Here is a 26,848-nt window from a genome sequence, read left to right as displayed (position 1 = left end):
GTCACCGCCGTCGCACCGCCCAGATCAGTCCCGGTGATCGTCACCGGGGTGCCGCCCGCGACCGGACCCTCATCCGGCTCCAGCGCGGTCAGCACCGGCGCGGGCACGTACGTGAACGTCAGCGGGCCGCTCGCACCACCCGGCGTCGTCACCACCACATCCACCGGGCCCGCCGCATGCGACGGCGTCGTGAACGCGACCGTCGTGTCGTTCACCTGCGTGAACGGCACCGACACCCCATCGACCGTCAGCTCCGTCGTCCCACCGAGGTTCGTACCCGACACCGTCACGATCGTGCCGCCCGCAGTCGGACCCTCATCAGGATCGAGCGAGATGAGCGCCGGCACCGCGAAGTAGGTGAACGGCAACGCATTACTCGCACCGCCCGGCGTCGTGACGACCACGTCGACGTCGCCTGCGGCGTGCGCGGGCGTCTCGAACGTGATCTCCGTCTCGCTCACCTGCGTGAACGGCACCGACACCCCGTCAACCGTCACCTCCGTCGCGCCGCCGAGATCCGTGCCCGTGATCGTCACCGGCGTGCCCCCGGCGACCGGCCCCGCATCGGGATCGAGCGAGGAGAGCAGCGGCCCGGGCAGGTAGGTGAAGGTCAGTGGATCGCTCGCGCCGCCGGGCGTCGTGACGACGACGTCGACCGGCCCGGCGGCGTGCGGTTCGGTCGTGAAGGTGATCTGCGTGTCGCTCACCTGCGTGAACGGCACCGACACCCCGTCGACCGTGACCACCGTGGCTCCGCCGAGCGCCGTGCCGTCGATCGTGACGAGCGTGCCGCCCGCGGCCGGACCCTCATCGGGGGTCAGCGTCGTGAGCACGGGCACGTCGTAGTAGGTGAAGGTCAGCGGATCGCTCTCGCCGCCCACCGTCGTGACGACGACGTCGACCGGCCCTGCGACGTGCGCGGGCGTCTCGAACGTGATCTGCGTCTCGCTCACCTGCGTGAACGGCACCGACACTCCGTCGACCGTGAGGTCGGTCGCGCCGCCGAGGTCCGTGCCCGTGATCGTCACCGGCGTGCCGCCCGCCACCGGCCCGGCATCGGGATCGAGGTCGATCAGCACCGGCGCCGGGATGTAGGTGAAGGTCAGCGGATCGCTCTCGCCGCCCGCCGTGGTGACCGTCACGTCGACTGCGCCGGCGACGTGCGCCGGCGTCTCGAACGTGATCTGCGTGTCGCTCACCTGGGTGAACGGCACCGAGACGCCGTCGACGGTCACCGCGGTGGCCCCGCCGAGATCGGTGCCGTCGATCGTGACTGGCGTGCCGCCCGCGGTCGGGCCCTCATCGGGCGTCAGCGTCGTGAGCGCCGGGGCGGGCACGTACGTGAACGTGAGCGGGGCGCTCTCGCCCGCGGGAGTCGTGACGGTCACCTCGACCGGGCCCACAGCGTGCGGCGGGGTCGTGAAGGTGATCTGCGTCTCACTCACCTGCGTGAAGGTCACGGGCGCGCCGTCGACCGACACCTCGGTCGCGCCGCCGAGGGCCGTGCCGTCGATCGTGACGAGCGTGCCGCCCGCCGTCGGACCTTCGTCGGGCGTGAGCGTCGTCAGAACGGGTGCGACGAGGTTCGGGCCGACGAGGGCACGGGCGAGATCGAGCTCGAGCAGCTCGGGCACGATCGTCGTCGGGAGCAGGCTCAGACGCAGCGCGGTCTCCTGGAAGACCTGCCCGGCCACTCCGGGTTCGGGTTCCTGCACGTTCGCAAGCAGCGACACGATCGTGTTGATGAGCAGCAGGGCCGGGTTCAGGTCGTTGATGACGGGGTTCACGACCTCGTCGGTGAGTGTCGTGAGGAAGGTGCCGAGCGCTCCGGTCTCGGGGTCGATCACGGCGTCGACGATCGGGCCGAGCGTGTCGAGGATGATGTCGTCGGTCAGTCCGCCGATCGGCAGCCCTCCGAGCGCCGTGATGTCGACCGTCGCCGTGCCGTCGGAGATCTGCAGGAGCGTTCCCGTCACGGTCACGTTCACGAGCGGGAGCGACAGCGGCGCCGGCCCGTTCACGTCGACGTCGACGGTCACGGCAGCGTTGTTCAGTGCGTTGGTCACCGCGACGTCGAGGTCGGCGACGAGCCCGTCGATGAGGCCGGCGACCTGGCTCGTGACCTCGGTGAGCACCGCGCTCGAGAGCAGTTCGGTGCTCGGGTCGAGCGAGTTGAGGCCACCGACGAGCTGATCGAGATCGAGCGTGATCGTGCCGTCCTCGAGGTCGATCACGACGCCGCCGCCGGAGTCGAGCGGTTGGGCGAGCACGCCGTCGACCGCGGCCTGCAGGTCGACCGTCACGGTGGCGGTCGCGGTGCCGAGCCCGCCGACCGCCAACACGCTGTCGACGGCCGAGAGCACGCCCTGCACGAGGAGGCCGTCCGGCCCCGCGAGCGCGTCCACCGCGGTATCGAGGTCGGCCACGGCCCCGTCGACGGTGCCGGTGATTCCCTCGATGACGGGGCTGTCGACGACGACCGTCGCGCTCGCGATCTCGTAGTCGCCGACGGGCGTGCCGCCCTGGTCGGCGGACGCGTTCGCACTGATCGCGCCGAGCGTGACGTCGAGATCTGAGATCGTCGTGGCGAACTCGGGTCCGAGCAGGTCGGCGAGATCGACGCTCATCGGTCCGGGCGCGACTCCCGGCGCCGGCGTGACGCCGGTCCCGATCGCTCCCGAGTCGGAGATGAGACCCGACGCACCGATCGACGACCCGTCGATCGCGGCGCTCGCATATTGGCCGACGACACCGGCCTCGGCGAAGTTCAACGGCACCTGCACACCGCCGCCGATGTCGATGTTGAGCACCGAGAGCGCCGAGAGGTTCAAGTTCGTCGAATTGGTCTCGGGCGTGACCCCGTCGCTCGAGGCCGACTCGCCGTCGATGCCGGCGACGGCGCTCAGGTCGACGAAGTCGAGCAGCGTGCCCGACAGGAACTGACCCTCCGCGTACGACGTGTCCCCCGGCGCCGCCTGCGCCGAGATCGCCCCGCCGCCCGCCGTCAGTGCGACGACGCCGACGGCGGCGAGCCATCGCAGAGCGCGGCGCCCTCGCGGATCGGGTGCCCGATGCGCGCCTCGGCGCTTCGTGTCGCTAGCAGTACGGGCGCGCGCGAAGAACATGGTGACGTCCCCCCAGAGTCAACCAGCGACGCCCCCCGCGTCGCCTGCGCTCAAACTACGACGGTCGCATGTCCCCCGGAAGGGGTGCCGTCGCAAATGGCCCCCGAAAGGGGGGTCTCACCCCGCCGACCGCAATCCCTTGAACGACCGCAGGTACAGCGGCGACGACGCGAGCACGAGATAGATCGCCGCGCACACCACGAGCGTCGGCACGAGGCCGAGCTGCTCGGCCGCGAGACCGCCGAGGAACGCGCCGAGCGGCATGGTCGCCGCGACGCCCGCGGTGGTGACGCCGAAAACCCGCGCGCGCATGCCGTCGGGGATGAGGGCGTACATCGCCGTTGCGATCATCGGGTTGATGGCGCCCGCGGCGAAGCCCGACAGCAGCAGCACGGGCAGCAGCACCGGTGCCGGCGCTCCGAGTGCCATCGTCAGGTACGGCACGGTGCCGGCGATCATGAAGCACGCGGCGAACAGGGCCCGCCCCGAGAACCGGTGACCGATGGCCCCGAACACGATCGACCCCGAGAGTGCGCCGGCCGCGAAGCATCCCATCATGAAGCCCAGCTGGGCGGGGTCGCCGAGCACCTGGGTCGCGTAGAGCGGCTTCAGCACGGTCATGCCGGCCGCGTCGATCGCGTTCGTGAGGGTCACGAGCAGCACGATCGAGCGCAGCAGCGGCGAGGATGCCACGAAGCGCAGCCCCTCGGCGAAGCCGCCGCGACCGGCCGGGGCCGCGGCGCCGTCCCCGCTGGAGGTGACGTCGACGGGCTCGACCGGCCGAGCGGCCCGGCGCGGGATGAAGCACGCGACGAGCAGCGCCGAGACGGCGAAGCCCGCGGCGTCGACGTAGAGCGCCGGCATCGGGCCGATGAGTGCGACGAGGCCTCCGGCCGTCGCCGCCCCGAGCATCATCGCGGTGCGCTCGACGGCCGACTGCGCACCGGCCGCTCGCTCGATCGGCCAGCGTGCGAGCGCCGCCAGGTCGGGCGTCATCGACGTCTTCGCGGTGTCGCCGGGCGGGTCGAGGAGTCCGCCGAGGAAGACGAGGGCGAGCAGCGCCCCGAACGGCAGGCCGACGGTCGCGTGCAGCAGCGGGATCGCGAGCACCGTCACCCCGCTCGCCAGGTCGGCGACGATCGACGAGACGCGGTAGCCGAACCGGTCGACGAGCACGCCGCCGAGGGCGCCGCCGATCACGAGCGGCACGGTCGAGAAGACCCCGACGACGCCGGCGGCGAGCGGCGAGCCGGTCTGCTGCAGTGCGATGATCGGCAGGGCGACGAGGGCGATGGCGTTGCCGCCGCGCGAGAACAGGGCGGCCGCGAGGTTGGCAAGCAGGGGAATGCGACGGCGGGGGTTTCGAGACGCGTCCTCCTGCGTCGGGCGCTCCTCAACCCGATCGACCTCCGTCTCGCGGTTTCGAGACGCGTCCTCCTGCGTCGGGCGCTCCTCAACCCGCTCGACCCGCTCGACCGGTGCCTCGGCGCTCATCGCTCGGTCCTCGGGAAGGTGTGGGTGATCCAGCGCACGGCGCGGGTACCGGGGCGGGGCTCGCGCCCGACCGCCCACCACTTGTCGCGCACGGCGGCGAGGTCGGCGGTCAGCTCCCGGAATTCGTCGAGCGTGAGCTGCGCACCGCCGTCGCTCGAGTCGGAGGCCGCGATCCACTCGGGCTCCAGCGACATCTCGGCGTCGAGCGCCTCGAGCAGCTCGCGGTGGTACGCGTCGATCACGGTACGGCGCATCGCCTCGGCCGCCTCACGGCGCTCGGGGTCGTCGAGGTAGCTCTCGGCATCGAGGCTCGTCACCTCGTGGGCCGACCGCCACCAGCGCTCGCGCCCGTCGCGCCCGAGTTCGGGCGCGGGCTCGACGAAGCCGTGCTTCGCGAGCGTCGACAAGTGATAGCTGATCGAGCCCGACGCCGCCCCGGTCGCTTCGGCGAGCATGCCCGTCGACTGCGGGCCGTGCATGCGGAGCAGGCCGAGGATGCGCAGTCGCAGCGGGTGCGCCATGGCGCGCATGGCCCCCGCATCGCGGAGGTCGATGGAGTTCTCGTGCTGGCTCATATCGCCAGCGTAACTCTGCAAGAGATGTTGCGCAACAGTTCTTGCAGAGTTTGTCAGATGACCTGCATGGTCTGCCGCGCGATCTCGAGCTCCTCGTTCGTCGGCACGACGAGCACCGTGACGGGCGACTCATCAGTCGAGATCACGCGCGTCTCGCCCGCACGAACGGCGTTGCGCGCGGCGTCGAGCTCGATGCCGAGGCCCCCGAGCCCGGCGAGCGCGGCGGCGCGCACGGGGGCCGAGTTCTCGCCCACCCCCGCCGTGAACGAGATCACGTCGACGCCGCCGAGCTGCGCCAGATACGCACCCACGTATCCCCGAAGCCGGTGGGCGTACACGTCGAGCGCGAGCCGCGAACGCTCGTCGCCCGACTCGGCCGCGTCGACCAGGTCGCGCATGTCGGCGTGGCCGCCGACCCCGAGGATGCCGCTGCGGAGGTTGAGCAGGTCGTCGACCTCGTCGACGCCGAGGCCGCCACGCCGTTGCAGGTGCAGCAGCACGGCCGGGTCGATGTCGCCCGACCGCGTGCCCATGACGAGCCCCTCGAGCGGGGTCATGCCCATGCTCGTGTCGACCGAGCGCCCGCCGTCGATCGCGCACGCGGAGGCGCCGTTGCCGAGGTGCAGCACGATCTGGCGCAGCTCCTCGAGCGGCCGCCCGAGGAACGCGGCGGCGGCCTGCGACACGTACCGGTGCGACGTGCCGTGGAACCCGTACCGCCGGATGCGGTACTTCGCGGCGACGTCGCGGTCGATCGCGTAGGTGTACGCCGCCGGCGGCATGGTCTGGTGGAACGCCGTGTCGAACACCGCGACGTGCGGCACGTCGGGGAACGCGCGCTGCGCCGCCTCGATGCCCTCGAGGTTCGCGGGGTTGTGCAGCGGCGCGAGCGTCGAGAGCTCGTCGATGTTGATCTTCACGAGCTCGGTGATCACGGTCGGCTCGAAGAACCGCGCGCCGCCCTGCACCACCCGGTGGCCGACGGCGACGGGCGGGTGCGTCTCGAGCGAGGGGCCCGCGTCGGCGAAGGCGTCGAGCATCACGTCGAACGCCGCGAAGTGATCGCGCACGTCGACGTCACGTTCGCGGGTCACGGATGCCTCGGCGGCATCCCCCTCGGCACCCGGCGCCCCGGCCGCCGACGCGACGTGCTTCGCCCGCCCGCCGTCGCGCCCGATGCGCTCGACGAGCCCCGACGCGAGCGAGCGGCCCGACTCGGCCTCGACCAGCTGGTACTTCAGCGACGAGGAGCCCGAGTTGATGACGAGGACGAGGCTCACGAGGCCTCAGCCGCCTGGATCGCCGTGATGGCCACGGTGTTCACGATGTCCTGCACGAGCGCGCCCCGCGAGAGGTCGTTCACGGGCTTGCGCAGGCCCTGCAGCACCGGGCCGATCGCCACGGCGCCCGCCGAGCGCTGCACCGCCTTGTACGTGTTGTTGCCGGTGTTGAGGTCGGGGAAGACGAAGACCGTCGCCCGCCCCGCGACATCCGAGTCGGGCAGTTTCGTGCGCGCGACGGCCGCGTCGGCCGCCGCGTCGTACTGGATCGGCCCCTCGACCGCGAGGTGCGGTGCGCGTTCGCGCACGAGCTCGGTCGCGCGGCGCACCTTGTCGACGTCGGCGCCCTCGCCCGACTCCCCCGTCGAGTACGAGAGCATCGCGACGCGCGGCTCGATGCCGAACTGCGCGGCCGTCGCCGCCGACGAGATCGCAATGTCGGCGAGCTGCTCGGCCGTCGGGTCGGGCACGATCGCGCAGTCGCCGTAGACGAGCACCCGATCGGCGAGCGCCATGAGGAACACGCTCGAGACGACGTCGACCCCGTCTTTCGTCTTGATGATCTCGAACGAGGGCCGGATCGTGTGCGCGGTCGTGTGCGCGGCGCCCGACACCATGCCGTCGGCCATGCCGAGCTCGACCATCATCGTGCCGAAGTACGAGACGTCCTGCACGCGCTCGCGCGCCTGCTCGAGCGTGACGCCCTTGTGCGCGCGACGCTTCTGGTACTCCTCGGCGAACCGCGTGACGTAGACGAAGTCGTGATTCGAGAGCACGGTCGCCCGCGAGATGTCGAGGCCGAGCCCGATCGCGCGGGAGCGGATCTCGATCTCCTCGCCGAGGATCGTGAGGTCGGCGACGTCGCGTGCGAGCAGCGTCGCCGCGGCGCGCAGGATGCGGTCGTCGTAGCCCTCGGGCAGCACGATGTGCTTGCGGTCGCGGCGCGCCCGCTCGAGCAGGCCGTACTCGAACATGAGCGGCGTGACGACGTCGGGGCTCGCGATCTCGAGCCGGTCGAGCAGCGCGTCGGCGTCGACGTGGTGCTCGAAGAGCGAGAGCGCCGTGTCGCGCTTGCGCTGCGACTCGGCCGCGAGCCGGCCGCGGGTGTGCGTGATCGCGAGGGCCGTCTCGTAGCTCGACAGCTCGGTGCGAATGATCGGCAGCCCCGCCTTCAGGCCCTCGACGAGGCGCACGATGTGCTCGGAGAGCGGGAACCCGCCGTTCAGCACGATGCCCGACACCGACGGGAACGTCTGCGACGAGTGCGCCGTCAGCACGCCGAGCAGCACCTCGCTGCGGTCGCCCGGCACGATCACGACCGAGCCCTCGATGAGCCGCGAGAGCACGTTCTCCATCGACATCGCCGCGATCACGACGCCGAGCGCCTCGCGGTCGAGCAGGTCGGGGTCGCCCGCGTACAGCTCGCCGTCGACGGCCTGCATGATCGTGCGCATCGAGGGCGCTACGAGGAACTGGTCCTCGGGGATCGCCCAGACGGCGGCGGATGCCTCGCCGGCGGCGCCGTTCGCCTGGCGGATGCCCGCCCCGGCGGGCCCGAGCCCTGCAGCGCGCACCGCCGCGACGATCTCGTCGAGCCGCTCGGGGTCGGCGCGGTTGACGACGACGCCGACGAGCGAGGCGTGCTCGCGCTCGAGCTCCTCGACCGCGAGCTCGGAGAGCTGGGCGAGCTCGTCGGGCGTGCGGGCGTCGCTGTCGCCGAGGCGCTCGCTCAGGGCGCGATTCTGGTTCTCGCCGACCCGGCCGCCGAGCACGAGCAGCACGGGCGTGCCGAGGTTCGCCGCGATGCGCGCGTTGTACGCGAGCTCGGTCGGGCTGCCGACGTCGGTGTAGTCGGAGCCGATGATGACGACCGCGTCGCAGCGGCCCTCGATGGCCTTGAACCGGCGCACGATCGTCGCGAGCGCCGCGTCGGGGTCGGCGTGCACCTCGTCGTACGAGACGCCGATCGCCTCGTCGTACGAGAGCGGCACGACGCCGTCGTGCGCGAGCAGCAGCTCGAGCACGTAGTCGCGTTCGGCGGTCGACCGGGCGATCGGGCGGAAGACGCCGACCTTCGCCGCACGCCGGGTGAGCGTGTCGAGCGTGCCGAGCGCGACGGTGGACTTGCCGGTGTTCCCCTCGGCCGAGCAGATGTAGATGCTGTGCGCCACGGTCACCAGCCTATTCGGCGGGCACCTCGCCCGACCGGGAGTTCGCGGGGAGCACACCGAGTCGTCGCACCGAGTCGTCCGCTCGGGCGCGTCCCGGGTGCTGGGAACGTGCCCAGGGCGGTAAGGAAACCGAACGATCTTCGCCTATGCTGATCGGGCACATCGCCGTGCCGTGCCGTCCCCCAGCGGTGCGACCCGAACCCGAAAACCCACCCGTGAACCCCATCGCCCTCATCGGAGCGGGCCCCTCCGGCCTCGCCGGCGCGCGAGCACTCACCCGCGCCGGGCTCCCCTTCGACGGTTTCGAGGCCGGCGCCGACGTCGGCGGCCTCTGGAACATCGACAATCCCCGATCGACCATGTACGAGTCGGCGCACCTCATCTCGAGCCGCACGACGACCGAGTTCGCCGAGTTCCCGATGCGCTCGACCGCCGACTACCCGAGTCACCGCGAGCTGCTCGGCTACTTCCGCGAGTACGCCGACGAGTTCGGGCTGCGCGAGCGCTTCCGCTTCGGGACGCGCGTCACCGCGGTCGAGCCGCTGCCCGTCGCCGACGGCGAGACGCCCGGTGCGAACGGCTGGCACCTCACCGCGGTCGACGCCTCCGGCGAGACGATCGAGGGCGACTACTCCTCGGTGGTCCTCGCGAACGGCACCCTCGCCGAGCCCAATGTGCCCGCCTTCCGCGGCGAGTTCGCCGGCGAGGTCATGCACACGAGCGCGTACAAGTCGGCGAAGGTGTTCGACGGCAAGCGCGTGCTCATCATCGGCGCCGGCAACTCGGGCTGCGACATCGCGGTCGACGCCGTGCACCACGCGGCATCCATCGACCTGTCGGTGCGCCGCGGCTACTACTTCGTGCCGCGCTACCTGTTCGGAAAGCCCTCCGACACGCTCAACCAGGGGCGGCCGCTGCCCGCCCCGATCAAGCAGTTCGTCGACACCCGCGTGCTCAGGGCGTTCACGGGCGACCCCGTGCGCTTCGGCTTCCCGAAGCCCGACTACAAGATCTACGAGTCGCACCCGATCGTGAACACGCTGATCCTGAACCACCTCGGGCAGGGCGACCTGCGCGTCGTGCCCGACGTCGACCGGTTCGACGGCGACGCGGTGCACTTCGCCGATGGGACGTCGGGCGACTACGACCTCGTGATGCTCGCAACGGGTTACAAGCTCGACTACCCGTTCGTCGCGCGCGAGCATCTCAACTGGCGGGGCGCCTCGCCGTCGCTCTTCCTGAACATCTTCCCGCCGAGCTTCAACGGGCTCTTCGTGCTCGGCATGATCGAGGCATCGGGCATCGGCTGGCAGGGCCGCTACGAGCAGGCCGACCTCATCGCCGCCTACCTGGCCGCCGCCGAAGGCACTGCGCCCGAGCAGGCGGCCGCGTTCCGTCGGCGCGCGGATGCCGCGTGGCCCGACCTCACCGGCGGCTACGACTACCTCGGGCTCGACCGCATGTCGTACTACGTCAACAAGGACGCCTACCGGCGGACCGTCAAGAAGCTGCGCAAGACCTTGCCCGCGGCATCCCCCGCCCGCAGCATCGCGCGTGCCGAGGCCGCGGGGGTGACCGCATGAACATCGACGACGTCGTGCTCAACTTCACGCCCGGCTCGCTCGTGGCGCTCAACATCGTGCTCGGGCTCATCATGTTCGGCATCGCGCTCGACACGAGCGTCGACGACTTCAAAGCCGTCGCGAAGGCGCCGAAGGCGATGCTCATCGCGCTCGTCGCGCAGCTCGTGCTGCTGCCGGCCGTGACCTTCGGGCTCACCCTGCTGCTGAACGTGCAGGCGTCGATCGCGCTCGGCATGATCCTCGTGGCGTGCTGCCCGCCGGGCAACATCTCGCAGGTGCTCACCTACCGATCGCGCGGCAACGTGGCCCTCTCGGTGTCGATGACCGCCGTGTCGAACGTCGTGTACATCTTCGTGCTGCCCATCTCGCTCGCATTCTGGGGCAGCCTGCACCCCACCGCGCGCGAGCTCATGCACCAGGTGAGCCTCGACGGCTGGCAGATGCTCGCCGACATCTTCCTCATCATCGGCCTGCCGTTCTTCGCCGGCATGCTCATCCGCGCCCGCTGGACCCGGCTCGCCGAGCGCGTGCAGCCCTACGCCCGCTGGATCAGCCTGCTCGGACTCGTCGGCTTCATCGCCGCCGCGCTCATCGGCAACTGGGCGATCTTCATGGCGTACATCGGGGTCGTGCTCGTCGCGGTGTTCCTGCACGACGCGGTCGCCCTCGGACTCGGCTACGCGAGCGCGCGCATCGGCGGACTCGGCGTGCGCGACCGCAAGGCGATCACGTTCGAGGTCGGCATCCGCAACTCGGGCCTCGGGCTCGGGCTCGTGTTCGCCTTCTTCGGCGGGCTCGGCGGCATGGCCGTCGTCGCCGGCTGGTGGGGCATCTGGGACATCATCGCGGGCCTCGCCGTCGCCTCGTTCTGGGCGCGGCATTCGAAGAAGCGGGCGGATGCCTCGGCGCCGGCGGACTCCGGTCGGTCGAGGAGCGAGCGCAGCGAGCGTGTCGAGACCACCGGCCCCGCCGAACCTGCCGGAAGCGAGGCCGCCGAATGAGGCGCGTGCTCGTGACCGGCGGGTCGGGGTTCCTCGGCTCCTCCGCGGTCGCCGCGCTGGCGCGGCATCCCCTCACCGAACTGGTCGTCTCGGGCGACGTGCGCCCGCCCGCGAACACCCCAGACGGCGTCGTCGTCGAGTCGTGCGACGTGACCGACGCGCAGGCGGTCGCCGCCGTCGTCGCGCGGCACCGCATCGACACGATCGTGCACCTCGCGGCGATCGTGAACCCGGGCGCGCTCGACGAGGAGATCGAGTACCGGGTCGACGTCGACGGCACGCGCAACGTGCTCGACGCCGCCGTCGCGTACGGGGTCTCGCGCATCGTCGTGTCGTCGTCGGGCGCCGCCTACGGCTACCACGCCGACAACCCCGAGTGGCTCGTCGAGAGCGACGCGATCCGCGGCAACGAGGAGTTCAGCTACTCGCGCCACAAGCGGCTCGTCGAGGAGATGCTCGCCGGCTACCGGGTCGCGCATCCCGCGCTCGGACAGGTCGTGCTGCGCATCGGCACCATCCTCGGCCCGACCGTCGCGAACCAGATCACCGCACTCTGGGACGGCCCGCGAATCCTCGCGATCCGCGGATCCGACAGCCCGTTCGTGTTCGTGTGGGTCGACGACGTCGTCGGAGCGATCGTCGCCGGCGCGACCGGCGACGTGACCGGCGAGTTCAACGTCGCCGGCGACGGCAGGGTGACCGTGCACGAGATCGCCGATGCGCTCGGCAAGCCGGTGCTCACCCTGTCGCCCGGAATGCTCGGGTTCGCGCTGCGCGCGGGGCGCGCACTGCGCCTCACCGTGCACGGGCCCGAGCGCGTCGGGTTCCTGCAGTACCGCCCCGTGCTCGCGAACGACCGGCTGAAGTCGGAGCTCGGGTACGTGCCCGGCAAGACGAGCCGCGAGGCGTTCGACGCGTATCTCGCAGCGCGGGCGGCGCGCCGGTAGCGCGGCGCTCGAGGAGGAGCATCCGACATGCAGGCCCGATATCGGCGGTGCATGTCGGATGCTCCTGCTCAACGGTCCGCGGCTTCCCATCGCCGAGGATCCCGGCCCGCCGACTGATGCCGCCGCCCCGCGTACAGCGAGCGCCCGTGACTCGGGTAGACTGTCCGAGGCTCCCCACGTGGCGCTATCCAGGCCAACTCCCCCAGGGCGGAAACGCAGCAAGGGTAACCGGGCTCTGGCGGGTGCGTGGGGGGTCACTGGAGGATTCGCCTAGTGGCCTATGGCGCACGCTTGGAAAGCGTGTTGGGTGAAAGCCCTCGGGGGTTCGAATCCCCCATCCTCCGCCAAGATATTCATGCGCTCGATGACGCCCCTCGTCTCTCGATGAGGGGCGTTCTTCGTCCCGGCACGCTCCCGGGTCCACCGAAATCGGTCGGCTCAGCCGGCGGTGTGGACGTTCGCCGAGGTCGGCGTGCAGGTGTAGACCGAATCGCCGATCTCGTGAACGCCGGTGCCGAGCCGGGCGCACGTCTCGAACAGGTCGATGAAGCTGCGAGCAGCGAACGCCAGCATGACGATGACGAAGACGACGCCGGCGGCGCCGATGATCACGCCGGCGAGCGCGAGCGGGTTCTTCGCGCCCGCACGCTTCGACTGGACGAGGGCCACCCAACTGAGGATCAGCCCGACGAGATTCAGACCGCCGACGAGCGCGAGCACGAACCCGACGATGCCGAGCGTCTTGCCGGGCACCTCGCGTCGCGGATCCGACGCCCACGCACGCCGAGCATCGCGCTCATCGAGCAGCGTGTGCAGCCGCATCACCATCGACTCGAAGCGGCGCTGCTCGTCGAGGTCGCCGAGCTGGACCGACAGGAGCCTGGGCTCATCGGAGAAATACCGTCGCAGCGCGGGCACCGCGTCGTCGTCGCCGTCTGCAAGACGTGCCGCATCGACGCGCATGCTTCGCGCCCACGCCGCGCGACCCCCACCCTCGAGCAGTGTCGCGAGCTCGCCGAGCAGCCGGATGATTCGGGAATCGAAGGTCTCCACCGTCTCGTCGACGGTGAGGTCGGGCGGCGTCGCCACATGGTCTCCAAACGGGTGGGTCGCACAGGGGGTACCGCGCGAGTCAGGAGCATCCTAGTTCGAACACGATGGGCCCGATGCTGCGTCCCACCACGGTGCACCGAACTGTCGCCGGCAACGCCTATGCTGTCCTGAGCCGGGTCGTGAGGGCCCGAGATGTCGACGAAGACGACGGCGTTCTCGTTGACCCCACGACGCCGGCACATTCGCTTCCTTCCCTCTCCTCCGGGCGTCGCCCGACCTGCCTCGTCGTGCTGCCGAGCGTCCCGGTCCCCCGTCGTGTCCTCATTAATGCCGAATAGCGCGCGTCGCCCGCGCGGCGCATGATGTGAGAGATGTCAGCGGCACAGGTGGACACGAGGAGTGGGGACGCAGGGGGCTCCTCCATCGGCGCAGCGGCAGCAGGGGGCGACGGCCTCAGGGTGATCACCCTGAGGCCTCGTCGCTCGCTCGGATGGAGCTACGGAGTCGCCGCGGCGGCGCTCGTGCTTCCGTTGCTCGCGGTCGAGCTGTGGGTGCTCGACCCGACGGGTTCATGGCCGGTCGTCGCCGCCACGGCCGCGGTCGTTGGTGTGCTCATGTGCCTCGCCTGGATCGCCTACCGCCGCACGCGGGTCTCGATCAGCCGCCAGGGGCTCGTCGAGCGCGGATTCTTCGGCGCGACCACCGTCGTCGCCGCCCGCGACGTCGAGAAGGTGCTGCGCGTGCAGCTCTACCGGCCGAACAGCCTCGAGACGACCGACGAGCTGTTCGTGGTCTGCCGCGGCGGTCGCGGCCGGTTCCGCATGCGCGGCCGGTTCTGGGACGCCGCGGCCATGGACGTCGTGGCGCCGGCGCTCGACGTCGAAGAGGTCACCCGCCCCGACCCGGTCACCCTCGCCGAACTGCGCGAGAGCGACCCGGGGCTGCTCTACTGGTTCGAGCGCCGCTCGCTCATGGCCTGAGCCTCGCGGCTCGGTGGTCTCGAGACGCGCTTCGCGCTACCCGACCGACGGGTTGCTCCCGCTCGTCGCGATGCCGAGCTTCGGCGAGCCGGGCGTGCTCGACGGCAGTTCGTGGAACCCGAGCCGATCGTAGAACGCCCGCGCGCCCGTGTTCTCGGCGGCGAGGCCGAGGTGGAGCGCCGCGACCCCGCGCTCGGCGAGGGCGCCGCGCACCGTGTCGATGAGCCGCCGCCCCCAGCCCTGCCCCTGCAGCTCGGGCAGCAGGTCGATGTGCAGGTGCGCCGGGTAGTCGTCGAGCTCGTCGATGAGCATGCGCTCGGGATGCATGCCGGCGTCGATGAGGGCCGCCTCGGTGAACGCGGGCGCGTGCGCGGTCGGCGGAGCGGCGACGGGATGCCGCGCGGCGAAGCCCGGTGTCCACTCGCGTCGCCACCAGTCGACGAAGTCGGCCGTGTCGGCGACGGCCATCACGTACCCGGCGGCGCGCTCGTCGTCGGCCACGACGAACACGAGCTCGGGTGCGTACTCGACGTAAGGCAGCGCGAACACCTCGGGCATGAGCGAATCGTCGGAGTACACGCCCGTCGCGTCGCGGCCCGCCGCCGCCGTGCGCAGGCAGATCAGCGCGACGTCGTCTCGGTCGTCGGGGCGGTACGGGCGGATCGCGAAGGCCATCAGCGGCGCTTGGCCATTCCGAAGATGCCCGTGATGACCTGCTTCAGCACCGTCTGGGTCGTGCGCGAGCCGAGCACCTCCTCGAGCGCCGACTTCTCCTTCGAGCGCGACCGCGACGAGGAGCGCGACCGCGAGCCGCCCGACGTCTGCTTCATGACCCGGTCGTACTCGGCCTGCGCCTTCTTGTCGGCCTTCGCCGCGTCGGCCTGGATCTTCGCCTGCATCTTCGCGTAGTCGGCGTCGGCCTTCGCCTTGGCCGCCGCGGCCTCTTCGGCCTCGACCTTGGCGGCGGCATCCGCGAGCTTCTTCGTCAGGATCTCGTGCGCGGACTCGCGATCGATGCCCGTCGAGTACTTCGCCGACAGCGGCGAGGCGGCGACGGCCGCGTCGATCGCGGCGTCGGGCGACGGCGACATCGACGCCTGCGGGGCGCGCAGCCGGGTCCAGGCGACGGGCGACGGGGCGCCCTTCTCGTTCATGACCGTGACGATGGCCTCGCCGGTGCCGAGCACGGTGAGCGTCTCTTCGAGGTCGTAGCCCGAGTTCGGATAGGTCGACACGGTCGCGCGCAGCGCCTTCGCATCGTCGGGCGTGAACGCGCGCAACTGGTGCTGCACCCGCGAGCCCAGCTGCGCGAGCACGTCGCCCGGTACGTCCTTCGGGGTCTGCGTCACGAAGAAGACGCCGACGCCCTTCGAACGGATGAGCCGAACGGTCTGCGTGATCTGGGCGAGGAACTCCTTCGACGCGTCCTTGAACAGCAGGTGCGCCTCGTCGAAGAAGAACACGAGCTTCGGCTGGTCGAGGTCGCCGACCTCGGGCAGGTCGGTGAAGAGGTCGGCGAGCAGCCACATGAGGAACGTCGAGTAGAGCGCCGGCTTGTCGGCGACGCCGGGCACCTCGAGCAGGCTGATGACGCCCCGGCCGTCGGGCGTGGTGCGCAGGAACTCGGCGGTGTCGATCTCGGGCTCGCCGAAGAAGACGTCGGCGCCCTGGTCGGCGAACGTGATGAGCTCGCGCAGGATGACCCCGACCGTCGCCTTCGAGAGGCCGCCGAGACCCTCGAGCTCGGGCTTGCCCTCGTCGCTCACGAGGTAGGCGAGCACCGCGCGCAGGTCTTCGAGGTCGAGGAGCGCCAGGTTGTTCGCGTTCGCGTAGTGGAAGACGAGGCCGAGGCTCGACTCCTGCGTGTCGTTGAGGCCGAGCACCTTCGAGAGCAGCAGCGGCCCGAAGCCCGAGATCGTGGCGCGGATCGGCACGCCCCGGCCGACCCCGCCGAGCGAGAAGAACTCGGTCGGGAAGCTCGCCGCCGCCCAGTCCTGGCCGATGCCGGCGGTGCGCTTCAGGAGCTTCTCGTTGCCCTCGCCGGGCGTCGCGACGCCCGAGAGGTCGCCCTTGATGTCGGCGGCGAACACCGCGACGCCGGCCGCCGAGAGCTGCTCGGCGAGCACCTGCAACGTGCGCGTCTTGCCGGTGCCGGTGGCGCCGGCGACGAGCCCGTGCCGGTTCGTCATCGCGATGGGGATGCGCACGGGCACGTCTGGCATCGCCTCGCCATTGACGAGCGCACCCATCTCGAGGGCTGGGCCCTCGAAGGCGTACCCGCTGCGGATCGCCTCGACGTGCTTCGCGTCGAGCGGGCCGGATGCCTCGGGCGAGGGCTGCTCGGCCGGCGGCGCGGTCGCGGCCGGTGCGACGGGTGCCGGTTCGGCGGCCGGCGCCTCGTCGGCGGGTTCGGCGGCCGGCGCCTCGGTCTCCGCGGGCGCCGCTGCGGCGGCATCCCCGGCGTTCGCCGCCTCGGCGGCCGCCTTCGCGAGCGCCGCCGCCTCTTCGGCCGCCTTGATCGCGGCCTCCGCCTGCGCCTGCAGGGCCTTCGCCGCCTCGGCCGCAGCGGCGGCCGCCTCCTGAGCTTGCTTCACCGCGTCATCGGCCATGCCGCGATCCTATCGAGGGGACGGCGCAGGGCCGGGGGCCCTCGTCGCCGAACCCGGGCGCGCGTCGCGGAGCATTCCCGCGACCACGAGGGCGACCGCGCCCACGAGCACGAGCAGCCACAGCCCGAGCGCGTACGAGTTGGTCTCGGCGTCGTACGTCGCGCCCATCACGAGCGGCGGGAAGTAGCCGCCGAGGCCGCCCGCAGCGGCGACCACGCCCGTCACCGCGCCGACCTTGTCGTTCGGCGTCGACGGACCCACCCATGCGAAGACGGCACCCATGCCGAGGCCCATCGCAGCGGCCATCAGGATGAACGTGACCCCGGTGACGATGCCCTCGGGCGGCTGCTGGCCGACGATGTACGCGAGCGAGACGATGCCGGCGAGCGAGATGAGCGAGATCACCTTCGGGCCGACGTGGTCGGCGAGCGTGCCGCCGATCGGCCGAGCGATCACGGCCGCGGCCGCGAAGAGCGCGGTGCGGGTGCCCGCGCCGACCGGGTCGACCTCGTCGGGGTAGATCGTCGTGAGGTACTTCGGCAGGAACGTCGAGAAGGCGACGAAGCCGCCGAACACGATGCCGTAGAGGAACGCCATCTCCCACGTGATGGGGAGCTTCAACGCACCGACGACCTTCGGCACGAGCGGTTGCCGGCTCGCCTCCCAGCGGGGCGAGTCGCGGAGGAACAGCCAGACGACGATCGCGGTCGCCACCATGATCCCGGCGATGAGCAGGTGCGTGGGCAGGTAGCCGATCGACTCGGCGAGGCGGGGCGTCAGGAACGCCGAGATCGCCGTGCCGATCATGCCCATGCCGAACACGCCGGTTGCGAAACCGCGCCGCTTCGCCTCGTACCACGCGCTCGAGAACGGCACGCCGACGGCGAAGATCGTGCCCGCGACGCCGAGGTAGAACCCGGCGACGAGCAGCAGCGGGAAGCTCTTGATCTCGCCGGCGAGCGCGACGAGCAGCACGGCAGGCACCGAGCCGAGCAGCACGATGGTGAACATCCTGCGTCCGCCGAAGCGGTCGGTCATGGCACCGGTCACGATGCGGCCGAGCGCGCCGACGAGCACGGGCGTCGCGAGCATGAGCGAGATCTGCCCCTCGTCGAGTCCCATCTCGGTCGCGTAGGTCTTCTGCATCGGCGCGATGAGCATCCACGCCCAGAACCCGATCGCCGAGGCGAACGTGGCCAGCAGCACCTGTGCGAACTGCCCCCTGAGCGGCGGCTCGCCCTGCGTCGCCGATGCCGTCGTCGCCTGCTTCGATGCCTCGCTCAACGCTGCCCCCGATCGGTGCGATCCGCCGGCGTACCCGCCGCTGCGCCCGACAGTACCGGGCGGATGACCCCGTTGGCCAGCCATTTCGACCGAGTTCGCGAACCTCGAATAAACCCGGTGAAACGCCTCGACAGACCGCCGTCGCGCCCCATACGGTCGGTAGTGTCCGCACTGAGCGACAACCCCGGCAGCGCCGGTACCACGGCGTTCGCCGCACAGGCGAGGAGGCCTTCGTGAGTCAGACGCCCCCGAGTTCGAGCGGTCCAGCCACCGACGGCGCGCTCGCCGACGCCCTCGTCAAGCTCGGCCGATTCGTACGGCCCGGCGAGGTCTCCCCCGACCTGCGCACCGTGACCCTCGAGGGCGGCCGCGCGGGCGACGTCTTCTACCGCGACCGGTGGTCGCACGACAAGGTCGTGCGCTCGACCCACGGCGTCAACTGCACGGGCTCGTGCTCGTGGAAGGTGTACGTGAAGGACGGCATCATCACGTGGGAGACGCAGCAGACCGACTACCCGTCGGTCGGCCCCGACTCGCCCGAGTACGAGCCCCGCGGCTGCCCGCGCGGCGCCGCGTTCAGCTGGTACACGTACTCGCCGACGCGTGTGCGCTACCCCTACCTGCGCAGTGTGCTGCTCGAGCGGTACCGGGCGGCGAAGGCCCGCGTCGGCGGCGACCCCGTGCTCGCCTGGGAGGCGCTCGTCACCGACCCCGAGGCATCCCGGGCCTACAAGCGGGCGCGCGGCAAGGGCGGCCTCGTGCGCGCGAGCTGGGACGAGGCGCTCGAGATCATCGCGGCCGCGCACGTGCACACGATCAAGGCGCACGGCCCCGACCGGGTGGCGGGCTTCTCGCCGATCCCCGCGATGTCGATGGTGTCGCACGGTGCCGGCGCACGATTCATCAACCTCATCGGCGGCACGATGCAGTCGTTCTACGACTGGTACGCCGACCTTCCGGTGGCGAGCCCGCAGGTGTTCGGCGACCAGACCGACGTGCCCGAGTCGGCCGACTGGTGGAACTCGAGTTATCTCATGATGTGGGGCTCGAACGTGCCGGTCACCCGCACGCCCGACGCGCACTTCATGACCGAGGCGCGCTACCGCGGGCAGAAGGTCGTGACCGTGTCGCCCGACTACGCCGACAACACGAAGTTCGCCGACGAGTGGCTCGCGCCGCACCCAGGCACCGACGCAGCGCTCGCGATGGCGATGGGGCACGTGATCCTGCGGGAGTTCCTCGTCGAGCGGCGCACCGAGCGGTTCGCGCACTACCTGAAGACCTACTCGGACGCCCCGTACCTGATCACCCTCGAACGCCGCGGCGACGCGTTCGTTCCGGGCAAGTTCCTCACCGCGGCCGAGCTCGGCGGCGAGGCGGCCGAGACGGCGAACGCCGCGTTCAAGACCGTGCTGCTCGGCGAGGGCGGCGAGCCCGTCGTGCCGAACGGCTCGCTCGGCCACCGGTTCGGCGCCGACGACGTGGGCAGGTGGAACCTCGACCTCGAGGGCGTCGACCCGCTGCTCTCGATCATGGACGACGCCGCGTGGCTCGGCGCGACGGCGGCCGTCGACCTGCCGCGCTTCGACGTCGCCCCCGCACTCGGGGCCGAGCACGAGGGCGGCGCGGGCGTCGTTCGCCGCGGGGTGCCGACGATCGAGGTCGCGGGCCGCACGGTGACGACCGTGTTCGACCTGCTGCTCGCGCAGTACGGCGTCGGCCGCGACGGGCTGCACGGCACCTGGCCGGCCGGGTACGACGACCCCTCGAGCCCCGGCACGCCCGCCTGGCAGGAGGAGATCACCGGGGTGCCGGCCGAGCAGGCCGAGCGCATCGGGCGCGAATTCGCCGACAACGCCGAGCGGTCGGGCGGCCGCTCGATGATCCTCATGGGCGCCGGCACCAACCACTGGTTCCACTCCGACACGATCTACCGCACGTTCCTCGCGCTCACGACGATGACGGGCTGCCAGGGCGTGAACGGCGGCGGCTGGGCGCACTACGTCGGCCAGGAGAAGGTGCGGCCCGTCACCGGCTACACGCAGTACGGCACCGCGAGCGACTGGTCCAGGCCCGGCCGCGCGATGATCGGCACCGCGTTCTGGTACCTCGCGACCGACCAGTGGCGCTACGACGGGCTGCCCGCCGACCAGCTCGCCTCGCCCCTCGCCGCGGGCCTGTTCGCCGGGCGCACGACCGCCGACTGCCTCGTCGAGTCGGCGAAGCGCGGCTGGATGCCCAGCTACCCGACCTTCGACCGCAACCCGCTCGACCTCGTCGACGACGCGCGGGCCGCGGGCAAGGAGCCGGCCGAGTACGTCGTCGGCTCGCTGAACGACGGGTCGCTGAAGTTCGCGTGCCAGGACCCCGACTCCCCCGCGAACTTCCCGCGCGTGCTCAACGTGTGGCGGGCGAACATCCTCGGCTCGTCGGGCAAGGGCAACGAGTACTTCCTCAAGCACCTGCTCGGCACCGACTCGGCCGTGCGCGCCGCCGAGGCGCCGCCCGAGCGCCGGCCGAACTCGATCGAGTGGCACGACGAGGCGCCCGAGGGCAAGCTCGACCTGCTCGTCACGACCGACTTCCGCATGACGTCGACGACGCTGTTCTCCGACGTCGTGCTGCCCGCGGCGACCTGGTACGAGAAGCACGACCTCTCGTCGACCGACATGCACCCGTTCGTGCACTCGTTCAACCCGGCGATCGCCCCACCCTGGCAGACGAAGACCGACTTCGAGATCTTCCACCTCATCGCGCAGCGCCTCTCGGAGTACGCCCGCACGCACCTCGGCATCCGCAGCGACCTCGTCGCAGCTCCCCTCATGCACGACACCCCCGACGCGATGGCGACCCCGCACGGCATCGTCGAGGACGGGCTGCCGCTCGTGCCGGGCGTCACGATGCCGAAGCTCGTCGTCGTCGAACGCGACTACACCGCGATCGCCGACAAGATGGCGACGCTCGGGCCGCTCGCGGCGAAGGCCGGCATGGTCACGAAGGGCATCGTGTTCGACCCGACGCCCGAGGTCGCCGAGCTCGGCCGCCTCAACGGGGTCGCGACGCGCGGCGCGGGCACGGGGCAGCCGCTGCTCGACACCGACGTCAAGGTCTGCGAGGCGATCCTCGCCCTCTCGGGCACGACGAACGGGCGACTCTCGGTGCAGGGCTTCCGCCAGCTCGAGCAACGCACCGGGCAGCGCATCGCGCAGCTCGCGGAGGACCACGAGGGCGGCCGCATCCGCTTCGCCGACGTGCAGTCGCGGCCGGTCTCGGTCATCACGAGCCCCGAGTGGTCGGGCTCCGAGCACGGGGGCCGGCGCTACACGGCGTTCGCGATCAACGTCGAGCACCTGAAGCCGTGGCACACGCTCACGGGGCGGCAGCACTTCTTCCTCGACCACGACTGGATGAGCGAGCTCGGAGAGAACCTGCCCGTCTACCGGCCGCCGCTCGACCTCGCCCGACTCTTCGGCGACTCGCCGGCCCCCGGGTCGACGGTGCCGAGCGGCGACCCTGCCGCCGCCGGGCACGCCGAGGTCGCGGTGCGCTACCTCACGCCGCACTCGAAGTGGTCGATCCACTCCGAGTACCAGGACAACCTCTTCATGCTCTCGCTCTCGCGGGGCGGGCCCACGATCTGGATGAGTCCGCGGGACGCGGACAAGATCGGCGTGCGCGACAACGAGTGGATCGAGTCGTACAACCGCAACGGCGTCGTCGTCGCCCGCGCGATCGTCTCGCACCGCATGCCCGAGGGCACGGTGTACATGTACCACGCGAAGGACCGCACGGTGGATGTGCCGCGGACCGAGACGAGCGGCCTCCGCGGCGGCATCCACAATTCGCTCACCCGCGTGCTGCTGAAACCCAGCCACCTGATCGGCGGCTATGCGCAGCTCGCCTTCGCGTTCAACTACCTCGGCCCGACGGGCAACCAACGAGACGAAGTCACGGTGATCCGCCGTCGCAGCCAGGAGGTCGAGTACTGATGAAGGTCATGGCGCAGATGTCGATGGTCATGAACCTCGACAAGTGCATCGGCTGCCACACCTGCAGCGTCACCTGCAAGCAGGCGTGGACGAACCGCTCGGGCGTCGAGTACGTCTGGTTCAACAACGTCGAGACCCGCCCGGGCATCGGCTACCCGCGACGGTACGAAGACCAGGAGAAGTGGGGCGGCGGCTGGGTGCGCACGAAGTCGGGCCGCCTGAAGCTCCGCTCGGGCGGCCGGCTCAAGAAGCTCGCGACGATCTTCTCGAACCCGAAGCTGCCCGAGATCCACGACTACTACGAGCCCTGGACGTACGAGTACGACATGCTGCTCAATGCCCCGGCGGGCGAACACACGCCGGTCGCGAAGCCGAAGAGCCTGCTCACCGGCGAGGACATGAAGATCTCGTGGTCGGCCAACTGGGACGACAACCTCGGCGGCTCGGGCGAGACGATGCAGGACGACCCGATCCTGCAGCACATGTCGGAGCACGTCGCGAGCGAGTTCGAGCAGACGTTCATGTTCTACCTGCCGCGCATCTGCGAGCACTGCCTCAACCCCTCGTGCGTCGCTTCGTGCCCCTCGGGCGCGATGTACAAGCGCGTGGAGGACGGGATCGTGCTCGTCGACCAGGACCAGTGCCGCGGCTGGCGCATGTGCGTGTCGGGATGCCCCTACAAGAAGGTCTACTTCAACCACAAGACCGGCAAGGCCGAGAAGTGCACGCTCTGCTACCCGCGCCTCGAGGTCGGGCTGCCGACCGTGTGCTCCGAGACGTGCGTCGGGCGGCTGCGCTACCTCGGGCTCGTGCTCTACGACGCCGACAGGGTCGCCGAGGCGGCCCGCGTCGAGAACGAGCACGAGCTGCTCGAGTCGCAGCGCAGCGTCTTCCTCGACCCCCACGACCCCGCCGTCGTGCAGGCCGCCCGCGAGGCCGGCATTCCGGAAGACTGGATCGACGCCGCGCAGCGCTCCCCCATCCACAAGCTCATCAACGAGTACAAGGTGGCGCTGCCGCTGCACCCCGAGTACCGCACGATGCCGATGGTCTGGTACATCCCGCCGCTCTCCCCCGTCGTCGACGTCGTCGCCTCGTCGGGCAACGACGGCGAAGACGCGAAGACGCTGTTCTCGGCCATCTCGAAGCTGCGGATCCCGCTCGAGTACCTCGCCGGCCTCTTCACCGCGGGCGACACCCGCCCCGTCGAGGCGTCGCTGCGCAAGCTCGCCGCGATGCGCTCGTACATGCGCGGCATCAACCTCGGCGAGGGCAAGGACGAGCGCATCGCCGACGCCGTCGGCATGACGGGCGACACGCTCGAGGAGATGTACCGGCTGCTCGCGATCGCGAAGTACGAGGAGCGCTACGTCATCCCCGCCGCGCACACCGAACAGGCACGCGAGCTCGACGAGCTCGCGTGCTCGCTCGACTACGACGGCGGCCCCGGCATGGGCGGCGCAGGGCCCTTCGGCTCGTCGAGCGGCCAGCAGGTGCCCGTCGCGGTCGAGAACTTCCACGCGCTGAAGAACCGGCAGACCGCCGACCGGCCGTCGACGCCGGGCCGGGTGAACCTGCTCAACTGGGACGGCAACGGCTCGCCGCAGGGGCTGTTCCCGCCGAAGGGCGCAGGCGGGGGCGAGGGGGGCGAGTGATGGCCAGGCTGCCGCTCGTCTTCCGCCGCCCCGGCTCCGTGCCGCCGTCGGCAGGACGCCGCCTCGCGCTGAGCGACGACCAGCGTCGCCTCGCGCACATGGCGGCGTCGCTGCTGCTCGACTATCCCGGTGCGGGCTTCGCCGAACGCGCTGCGGCGGTCGAGGCATCCCTCTCCGCGTTGCCCGCCGAACTGTCGCGCGAGTTCGCGGCGTTCCTCGAGTACGCGGCGGCGACGCCCGCCGTCGAGCTCGAGGCCGAGTACGTCGCGACGTTCGACCTCAAGCGCAAGTGCTGCCTCTACCTGACGTATTTCCAGGCGGGCGACACCCGCAAGCGCGGCGCCGCGCTGGTCTCGTTCATCGAGACGTACCGGGCGGCCGGGTGGGAGTTCGACGCCGATGAGCTGCCCGACTTCCTGCCGGCCGTGCTCGAGTTCTCGGCGCGCAGCGACTCGCCCGAGGCATCCGAGCTCATCGCCGCGCACCGCGACGGGCTCGAGGTGCTGCGCGAGGCCCTCGAGAAGCAGGGCAGCCGGTGGGCCGGGCTCGTGCGGGCCGTCTGCCGGTCGCTGCCCGAGCTCGACGAGGAGACCCGCGAGCGCTACCTCGCGCTCGTGACCGAGGGGCCGCCGGCCGAGATGGTCGGGCTGTCGTTCCTCGGGATGCCCGGCCGGTCCGCAACGGCACCGTATGCGCCCGTCGGCGCCGCGCACGAGGAGGTCCGCGCATGAACGACGCCTGGAACGTGCTGCTCTGGGTCGCGCTGCCGTACGCGGCGTTCGCGGTGTTCGTCGTCGGGCACATCTGGCGCTACCGGTACGACAAGTTCGGCTGGACGACGCGGTCGAGCCAGACCTACGAGAACCGTCTGCTGCGCTGGGGCTCGCCGATGTTCCACCTCGGCATCCTGATGGTGATCGCCGGGCACGTCGTCGGCCTCCTGATCCCCCGCGAATGGCTCTACGCGATCGGCATCGACGAGCACCTGTACCACCTGGGCGCGACGGTGCTCGGCACGGCCGCCGCCGTGCTCACGATCGCGGGGCTCGTCATCCTCATCTACCGGCGCCGCACAGTGGGGCCGGTCTTCCTCGCGACGACGCGCATGGACAAGGTCATGTACGTCTTCCTCGGGGCCGTGATCCTGTTCGGCACCCTCGCGACCGTCATGTACCAGGTGCTCGGACCGGGCTACGAGTACCGCGGCACGGTCGGTCCGTGGTTCCGCAGCCTCATCCTCCTGCAGCCGCAGCCCGAGCTCATGGCCGGGGTGCCGCTCATGTTCCAGCTGCACGTGCTGTGCGCGACGCTGCTGTTCGCGCTGTGGCCGTTCACGCGGCTCGTGCACGTGTTCTCGGCCCCGGTCGGCTACCTGTTCCGGCCGTACATCGTGTACCGCTCGCGCGACGCCGCGAGCACCCGCCCGGGCACGAGCGGGCAGCGGCGCGGCTGGGAGGGCATCCAGACGCCCGACCCGAAGAAGCTCACGAAGCTCTGACGGGGCGGGCGCCCGGCCCGGCCGGGCTTGGCGCCGGCCGGGACGGGCGCGGCGGCTCACGCCGGGAACGGCAGCGCGCGCCCCGTCTCGATCCACGACTTGAAGCTCGAGAGCACGAGCGGCCACGTCTCCGCGGTCTCGGCCTCGGCCGGGTGGCCCTCGCTCCACTCGTCGTTCGTGAACGTGAGCTTCGTGAGCGCGTCGCCCGCCGGGCTCATGCGCCACGTCATGCGGCTGCGCAGCTCGGCGTGGTTCTCGCGGTAGGTGGGCCCGGGATGCTCGGAGAGCTGCAGCAGCGCACCCGGCTCGGCGGCGAGGACCTCGCCGTAGACGTGCACGGTCTCGTCGCCGTCCTGGCCCGGACCCACGTACTCGTACCGCTCGCCCGGGGCGAGCTCGCCGCGCAGCACCGAGCCCCACATGACGGCTCGGCTGCCCTCGTCGCCGGTGATCGCGTCCCATACCCGCTGCGGCTCGGCCGCGACGTACAGGGTCATCTCGAAGTCGGACATGGTCGGTTCTCCGCTCTCTGGTGCTGTTCGATTCGTTCGGGTTGATTCGGTTCGACGGTACGGATGCCTCGTGGCCGGCGTCTTGCAGAAACGCGACACGGGTGTCGTCGTCGGTGGACGCGAGGTGCCGGCTGTCGGGGGGCGACGCCATAATCGGACCATGCAGCCCTCGGACTACTGGCGCACGCGCGCCGGCGCCGCCGACAAGGGCGTGCTCGCGCCGAGACCCGACGAGCCGGGGCTCGCACCGATCGCAGCCGACGCGGCCGCCCAGCACGCTGCCGCGGCGCCGGTTCGGCTCGCGCGGTTCCCGGCGCCGCCCGCGGTCGCGCACCTCGTGCGGCACTTCTGGGTGCCCCGGTGGCGGTTGCCCGCCGGCGTCGTCGTCGAGCAGGGCGTGCTCGAGTACCCTTCGGCGAACCTCGTCGTCGAGCCCGACGACGCGGCGCTGCACGGGCCGTCGGTCGGGCGCGGCGTCTCCCGCCTCGAGGGCGAGGGGTGGGCCGTCGGCGCCCTCCTGCAGCCCGGCGTCGCGGGCCTCATCGTCCCGGGCGAGCTCCGCGCGCTCGTGGGCGGCTCGGTTCCGGTCGAGGCGCTGCTGCTGCAGGGCACCCAAGCCGGTGTCGCCCGGGTCCGGTCGGCCGCCGAGGCCGGTCACGACGACGAGGCGGTTGCGGCGTTCGCCGACTGGCTCGCCGGGCAGCAGATCTCGCTCGATCCCGACGCGGCCCTCGCGGCCCGGGTCGTCGAGCTCGCCGAGACCGATCGCACGATCCTGCGGGCGAGCGAGCTGGCCGAGGCGAGCGGGCTCGGACTCCGCGCGCTCGAACGCCTCGTGCGCGCCCGGATCGGCCTCACGCCGAAATGGCTCATCGGCCGCTACCGCATGCAGGAGGCCGCGCATCGGCTCGCGGCCGACCACCCGCCCTCGCTCGCCGACCTCGCCGCGGAACTCGGCTTCGCCGACCAGGCGCACTTCACCCGCGAGTTCCGCGCGGTCATCGGCGAGACCCCGCGCCGATACGCTGCCGCGGCGCAGGCGACCCGAGCGGGGGTTCCCTCCGGCGACCCGGCCGACCTAGGGTGAAGAGC

The 26,848-nt window shown here is 71.2% G+C and carries 19 protein-coding genes, 1 tRNA gene and 1 other RNA gene; 11 read left to right on the top strand and 10 right to left on the bottom strand.

Annotation, left to right across the window (positions count from 1 at the left end):
• The 5 genes from AC3RJ6_RS06940 to pta form a co-directional block, all read right to left on the bottom strand.
• Window positions 1-3,125: IPT/TIG domain-containing protein (locus AC3RJ6_RS06940; RefSeq protein ID WP_491426192.1), on the bottom strand; the 3,125-nt coding region annotated here is incomplete at its 3' end.
• Between the two features lie 117 nt (window positions 3,126-3,242).
• On the bottom strand, window positions 3,243-4,619 hold the full coding sequence (locus AC3RJ6_RS06935; protein WP_491426191.1) for an MFS transporter: 1,377 nt from the start codon (window positions 4,617-4,619) through the stop codon (window positions 3,243-3,245).
• Window positions 4,616-5,194: a helix-turn-helix domain-containing protein gene (locus AC3RJ6_RS06930; RefSeq protein ID WP_491426190.1), complete on the bottom strand. Its 579-nt coding sequence runs from the start codon at window positions 5,192-5,194 to the stop codon at window positions 4,616-4,618. The genes AC3RJ6_RS06935 and AC3RJ6_RS06930 overlap by 4 nt, the downstream gene beginning before the upstream one ends.
• Window positions 5,195-5,247: 53 nt before the next feature.
• Window positions 5,248-6,474 (bottom strand): acetate/propionate family kinase, encoded by a 1,227-nt coding sequence (locus tag AC3RJ6_RS06925; protein WP_491426189.1) that lies wholly within the window; start codon window positions 6,472-6,474, stop codon window positions 5,248-5,250.
• Window positions 6,471-8,645 carry a phosphate acetyltransferase gene (gene pta, locus AC3RJ6_RS06920; RefSeq protein WP_491426188.1) on the bottom strand — a complete coding sequence of 725 codons (2,175 nt, stop codon included), beginning with the start codon at window positions 8,643-8,645 and terminating at the stop codon, window positions 6,471-6,473. Before pta ends, AC3RJ6_RS06925 begins: the two co-directional genes overlap by 4 nt.
• 215 nt (window positions 8,646-8,860) lie before the next feature.
• Between pta and AC3RJ6_RS06915 the strand changes: the two genes are divergently transcribed.
• The 5 genes from AC3RJ6_RS06915 (at window position 8,861) to AC3RJ6_RS06895 (ending at window position 12,523) form a co-directional block, all read left to right on the top strand.
• Window positions 8,861-10,228 (top strand): flavin-containing monooxygenase, encoded by a 1,368-nt coding sequence (locus AC3RJ6_RS06915; RefSeq protein WP_491426187.1) that lies wholly within the window; start codon window positions 8,861-8,863, stop codon window positions 10,226-10,228.
• Entirely contained in the window at window positions 10,225-11,229 is a 1,005-nt protein-coding gene (locus AC3RJ6_RS06910; RefSeq protein ID WP_491426185.1) for a bile acid:sodium symporter family protein, read from the top strand. Before AC3RJ6_RS06915 ends, AC3RJ6_RS06910 begins: the two co-directional genes overlap by 4 nt.
• Entirely contained in the window at window positions 11,226-12,176 is a 951-nt protein-coding gene (locus AC3RJ6_RS06905; RefSeq protein ID WP_491426184.1) for an NAD-dependent epimerase/dehydratase family protein, read from the top strand. Before AC3RJ6_RS06910 ends, AC3RJ6_RS06905 begins: the two co-directional genes overlap by 4 nt.
• Before the next feature lie 165 nt (window positions 12,177-12,341).
• Window positions 12,342-12,438, top strand: an RNA gene (gene ffs, locus AC3RJ6_RS06900) — signal recognition particle sRNA small type.
• Window positions 12,436-12,523 (top strand) — tRNA-Ser (locus tag AC3RJ6_RS06895). The genes ffs and AC3RJ6_RS06895 overlap by 3 nt, the downstream gene beginning before the upstream one ends.
• A gap of 91 nt (window positions 12,524-12,614) precedes the next feature.
• Here the strand turns inward: AC3RJ6_RS06895 and AC3RJ6_RS06890 are convergent.
• Window positions 12,615-13,265, bottom strand: a complete 651-nt coding sequence (locus AC3RJ6_RS06890; RefSeq protein ID WP_491426183.1) for a DUF4190 domain-containing protein — start codon at window positions 13,263-13,265, stop codon at window positions 12,615-12,617.
• A 422-nt stretch (window positions 13,266-13,687) separates the two neighbouring features.
• On the opposite strand from AC3RJ6_RS06890, the gene AC3RJ6_RS06885 reads away from it, so the two are divergent.
• Window positions 13,688-14,209: a hypothetical protein gene (locus AC3RJ6_RS06885; RefSeq protein WP_491426182.1), complete on the top strand. Its 522-nt coding sequence runs from the start codon at window positions 13,688-13,690 to the stop codon at window positions 14,207-14,209.
• Window positions 14,210-14,245: 36 nt separating this feature from the next.
• Here AC3RJ6_RS06885 and AC3RJ6_RS06880 read toward each other — a convergent pair whose 3' ends face one another.
• The 3 genes from AC3RJ6_RS06880 to AC3RJ6_RS06870 are packed head-to-tail and all read right to left on the bottom strand — an operon-like array spanning window position 14,246 to window position 18,102.
• Complete coding sequence (locus AC3RJ6_RS06880) at window positions 14,246-14,884, bottom strand: GNAT family N-acetyltransferase (protein WP_491426181.1); 639 nt, start codon at window positions 14,882-14,884, stop codon at window positions 14,246-14,248.
• Window positions 14,884-16,818, bottom strand: a complete 1,935-nt coding sequence (locus AC3RJ6_RS06875; RefSeq protein ID WP_491426180.1) for a helicase HerA-like domain-containing protein — start codon at window positions 16,816-16,818, stop codon at window positions 14,884-14,886. Before AC3RJ6_RS06875 ends, AC3RJ6_RS06880 begins: the two co-directional genes overlap by 1 nt.
• A 9-nt stretch (window positions 16,819-16,827) precedes the next feature.
• Window positions 16,828-18,102, bottom strand: a complete 1,275-nt coding sequence (locus AC3RJ6_RS06870) for a nitrate/nitrite transporter (RefSeq protein ID WP_491426179.1) — start codon at window positions 18,100-18,102, stop codon at window positions 16,828-16,830.
• Between the two features lie 233 nt (window positions 18,103-18,335).
• Between AC3RJ6_RS06870 and AC3RJ6_RS06865 the strand changes: the two genes are divergently transcribed.
• Genes AC3RJ6_RS06865 through narI form a run of 4 tightly spaced genes read left to right on the top strand, consistent with a single transcriptional unit; the run spans window position 18,336 to window position 25,244 of the window.
• Window positions 18,336-22,091: a nitrate reductase subunit alpha gene (locus AC3RJ6_RS06865; RefSeq protein WP_491426178.1), complete on the top strand. Its 3,756-nt coding sequence runs from the start codon at window positions 18,336-18,338 to the stop codon at window positions 22,089-22,091.
• Entirely contained in the window at window positions 22,091-23,746 is a 1,656-nt protein-coding gene (narH, locus tag AC3RJ6_RS06860) for a nitrate reductase subunit beta (RefSeq protein ID WP_491426177.1), read from the top strand. Before AC3RJ6_RS06865 ends, narH begins: the two co-directional genes overlap by 1 nt.
• Window positions 23,746-24,477: a nitrate reductase molybdenum cofactor assembly chaperone gene (narJ, locus tag AC3RJ6_RS06855; RefSeq protein WP_491426176.1), complete on the top strand. Its 732-nt coding sequence runs from the start codon at window positions 23,746-23,748 to the stop codon at window positions 24,475-24,477. Before narH ends, narJ begins: the two co-directional genes overlap by 1 nt.
• On the top strand, window positions 24,474-25,244 hold the full coding sequence (narI, locus tag AC3RJ6_RS06850; RefSeq protein WP_491426175.1) for a respiratory nitrate reductase subunit gamma: 771 nt from the start codon (window positions 24,474-24,476) through the stop codon (window positions 25,242-25,244). Before narJ ends, narI begins: the two co-directional genes overlap by 4 nt.
• Before the next feature lie 56 nt (window positions 25,245-25,300).
• Here narI and AC3RJ6_RS06845 read toward each other — a convergent pair whose 3' ends face one another.
• Window positions 25,301-25,756, bottom strand: coding sequence for an SRPBCC domain-containing protein (locus tag AC3RJ6_RS06845; RefSeq protein WP_491426174.1), 456 nt, complete (start codon window positions 25,754-25,756; stop codon window positions 25,301-25,303).
• Between the two features lie 160 nt (window positions 25,757-25,916).
• On the opposite strand from AC3RJ6_RS06845, the gene AC3RJ6_RS06840 reads away from it, so the two are divergent.
• The gene (locus AC3RJ6_RS06840; RefSeq protein WP_491426173.1) at window positions 25,917-26,843 is read left to right on the top strand and encodes a helix-turn-helix domain-containing protein; all 927 of its coding nucleotides are present in this window, start codon (window positions 25,917-25,919) and stop codon (window positions 26,841-26,843) included.
• The last annotated feature ends 5 nt before the right edge of the window (window positions 26,844-26,848 follow it).

This window comes from Agromyces cucurbitae (genome assembly GCF_058349945.1).
Note: the sequence above shows the minus strand (reverse complement) of the source record. Positions and strands in the feature narration are given on the sequence as shown.

What these genes read in the sequence shown, in the direction of transcription:
- AC3RJ6_RS06935 (WP_491426191.1), bottom strand. Translation starts at nt 4,619, where the DNA reads ATGAGCGCCGAGGCACCGGTCGAGCGGGTCGAGCGGGTTGAGGAGCGC.
- AC3RJ6_RS06930 (WP_491426190.1), bottom strand. Translation starts at nt 5,194, where the DNA reads ATGAGCCAGCACGAGAACTCCATCGACCTCCGCGATGCGGGGGCCATG.
- AC3RJ6_RS06910 (WP_491426185.1), top strand. Translation starts at nt 10,225, where the DNA reads ATGAACATCGACGACGTCGTGCTCAACTTCACGCCCGGCTCGCTCGTG.
- AC3RJ6_RS06905 (WP_491426184.1), top strand. Translation starts at nt 11,226, where the DNA reads ATGAGGCGCGTGCTCGTGACCGGCGGGTCGGGGTTCCTCGGCTCCTCC.
- AC3RJ6_RS06880 (WP_491426181.1), bottom strand. Translation starts at nt 14,884, where the DNA reads ATGGCCTTCGCGATCCGCCCGTACCGCCCCGACGACCGAGACGACGTC.
- AC3RJ6_RS06875 (WP_491426180.1), bottom strand. Translation starts at nt 16,818, where the DNA reads ATGGCCGATGACGCGGTGAAGCAAGCTCAGGAGGCGGCCGCCGCTGCG.
- narH (WP_491426177.1), top strand. Translation starts at nt 22,091, where the DNA reads ATGAAGGTCATGGCGCAGATGTCGATGGTCATGAACCTCGACAAGTGC.
- narJ (WP_491426176.1), top strand. Translation starts at nt 23,746, where the DNA reads ATGGCCAGGCTGCCGCTCGTCTTCCGCCGCCCCGGCTCCGTGCCGCCG.
- narI (WP_491426175.1), top strand. Translation starts at nt 24,474, where the DNA reads ATGAACGACGCCTGGAACGTGCTGCTCTGGGTCGCGCTGCCGTACGCG.
- AC3RJ6_RS06845 (WP_491426174.1), bottom strand. Translation starts at nt 25,756, where the DNA reads ATGTCCGACTTCGAGATGACCCTGTACGTCGCGGCCGAGCCGCAGCGG.
- AC3RJ6_RS06840 (WP_491426173.1), top strand. Translation starts at nt 25,917, where the DNA reads ATGCAGCCCTCGGACTACTGGCGCACGCGCGCCGGCGCCGCCGACAAG.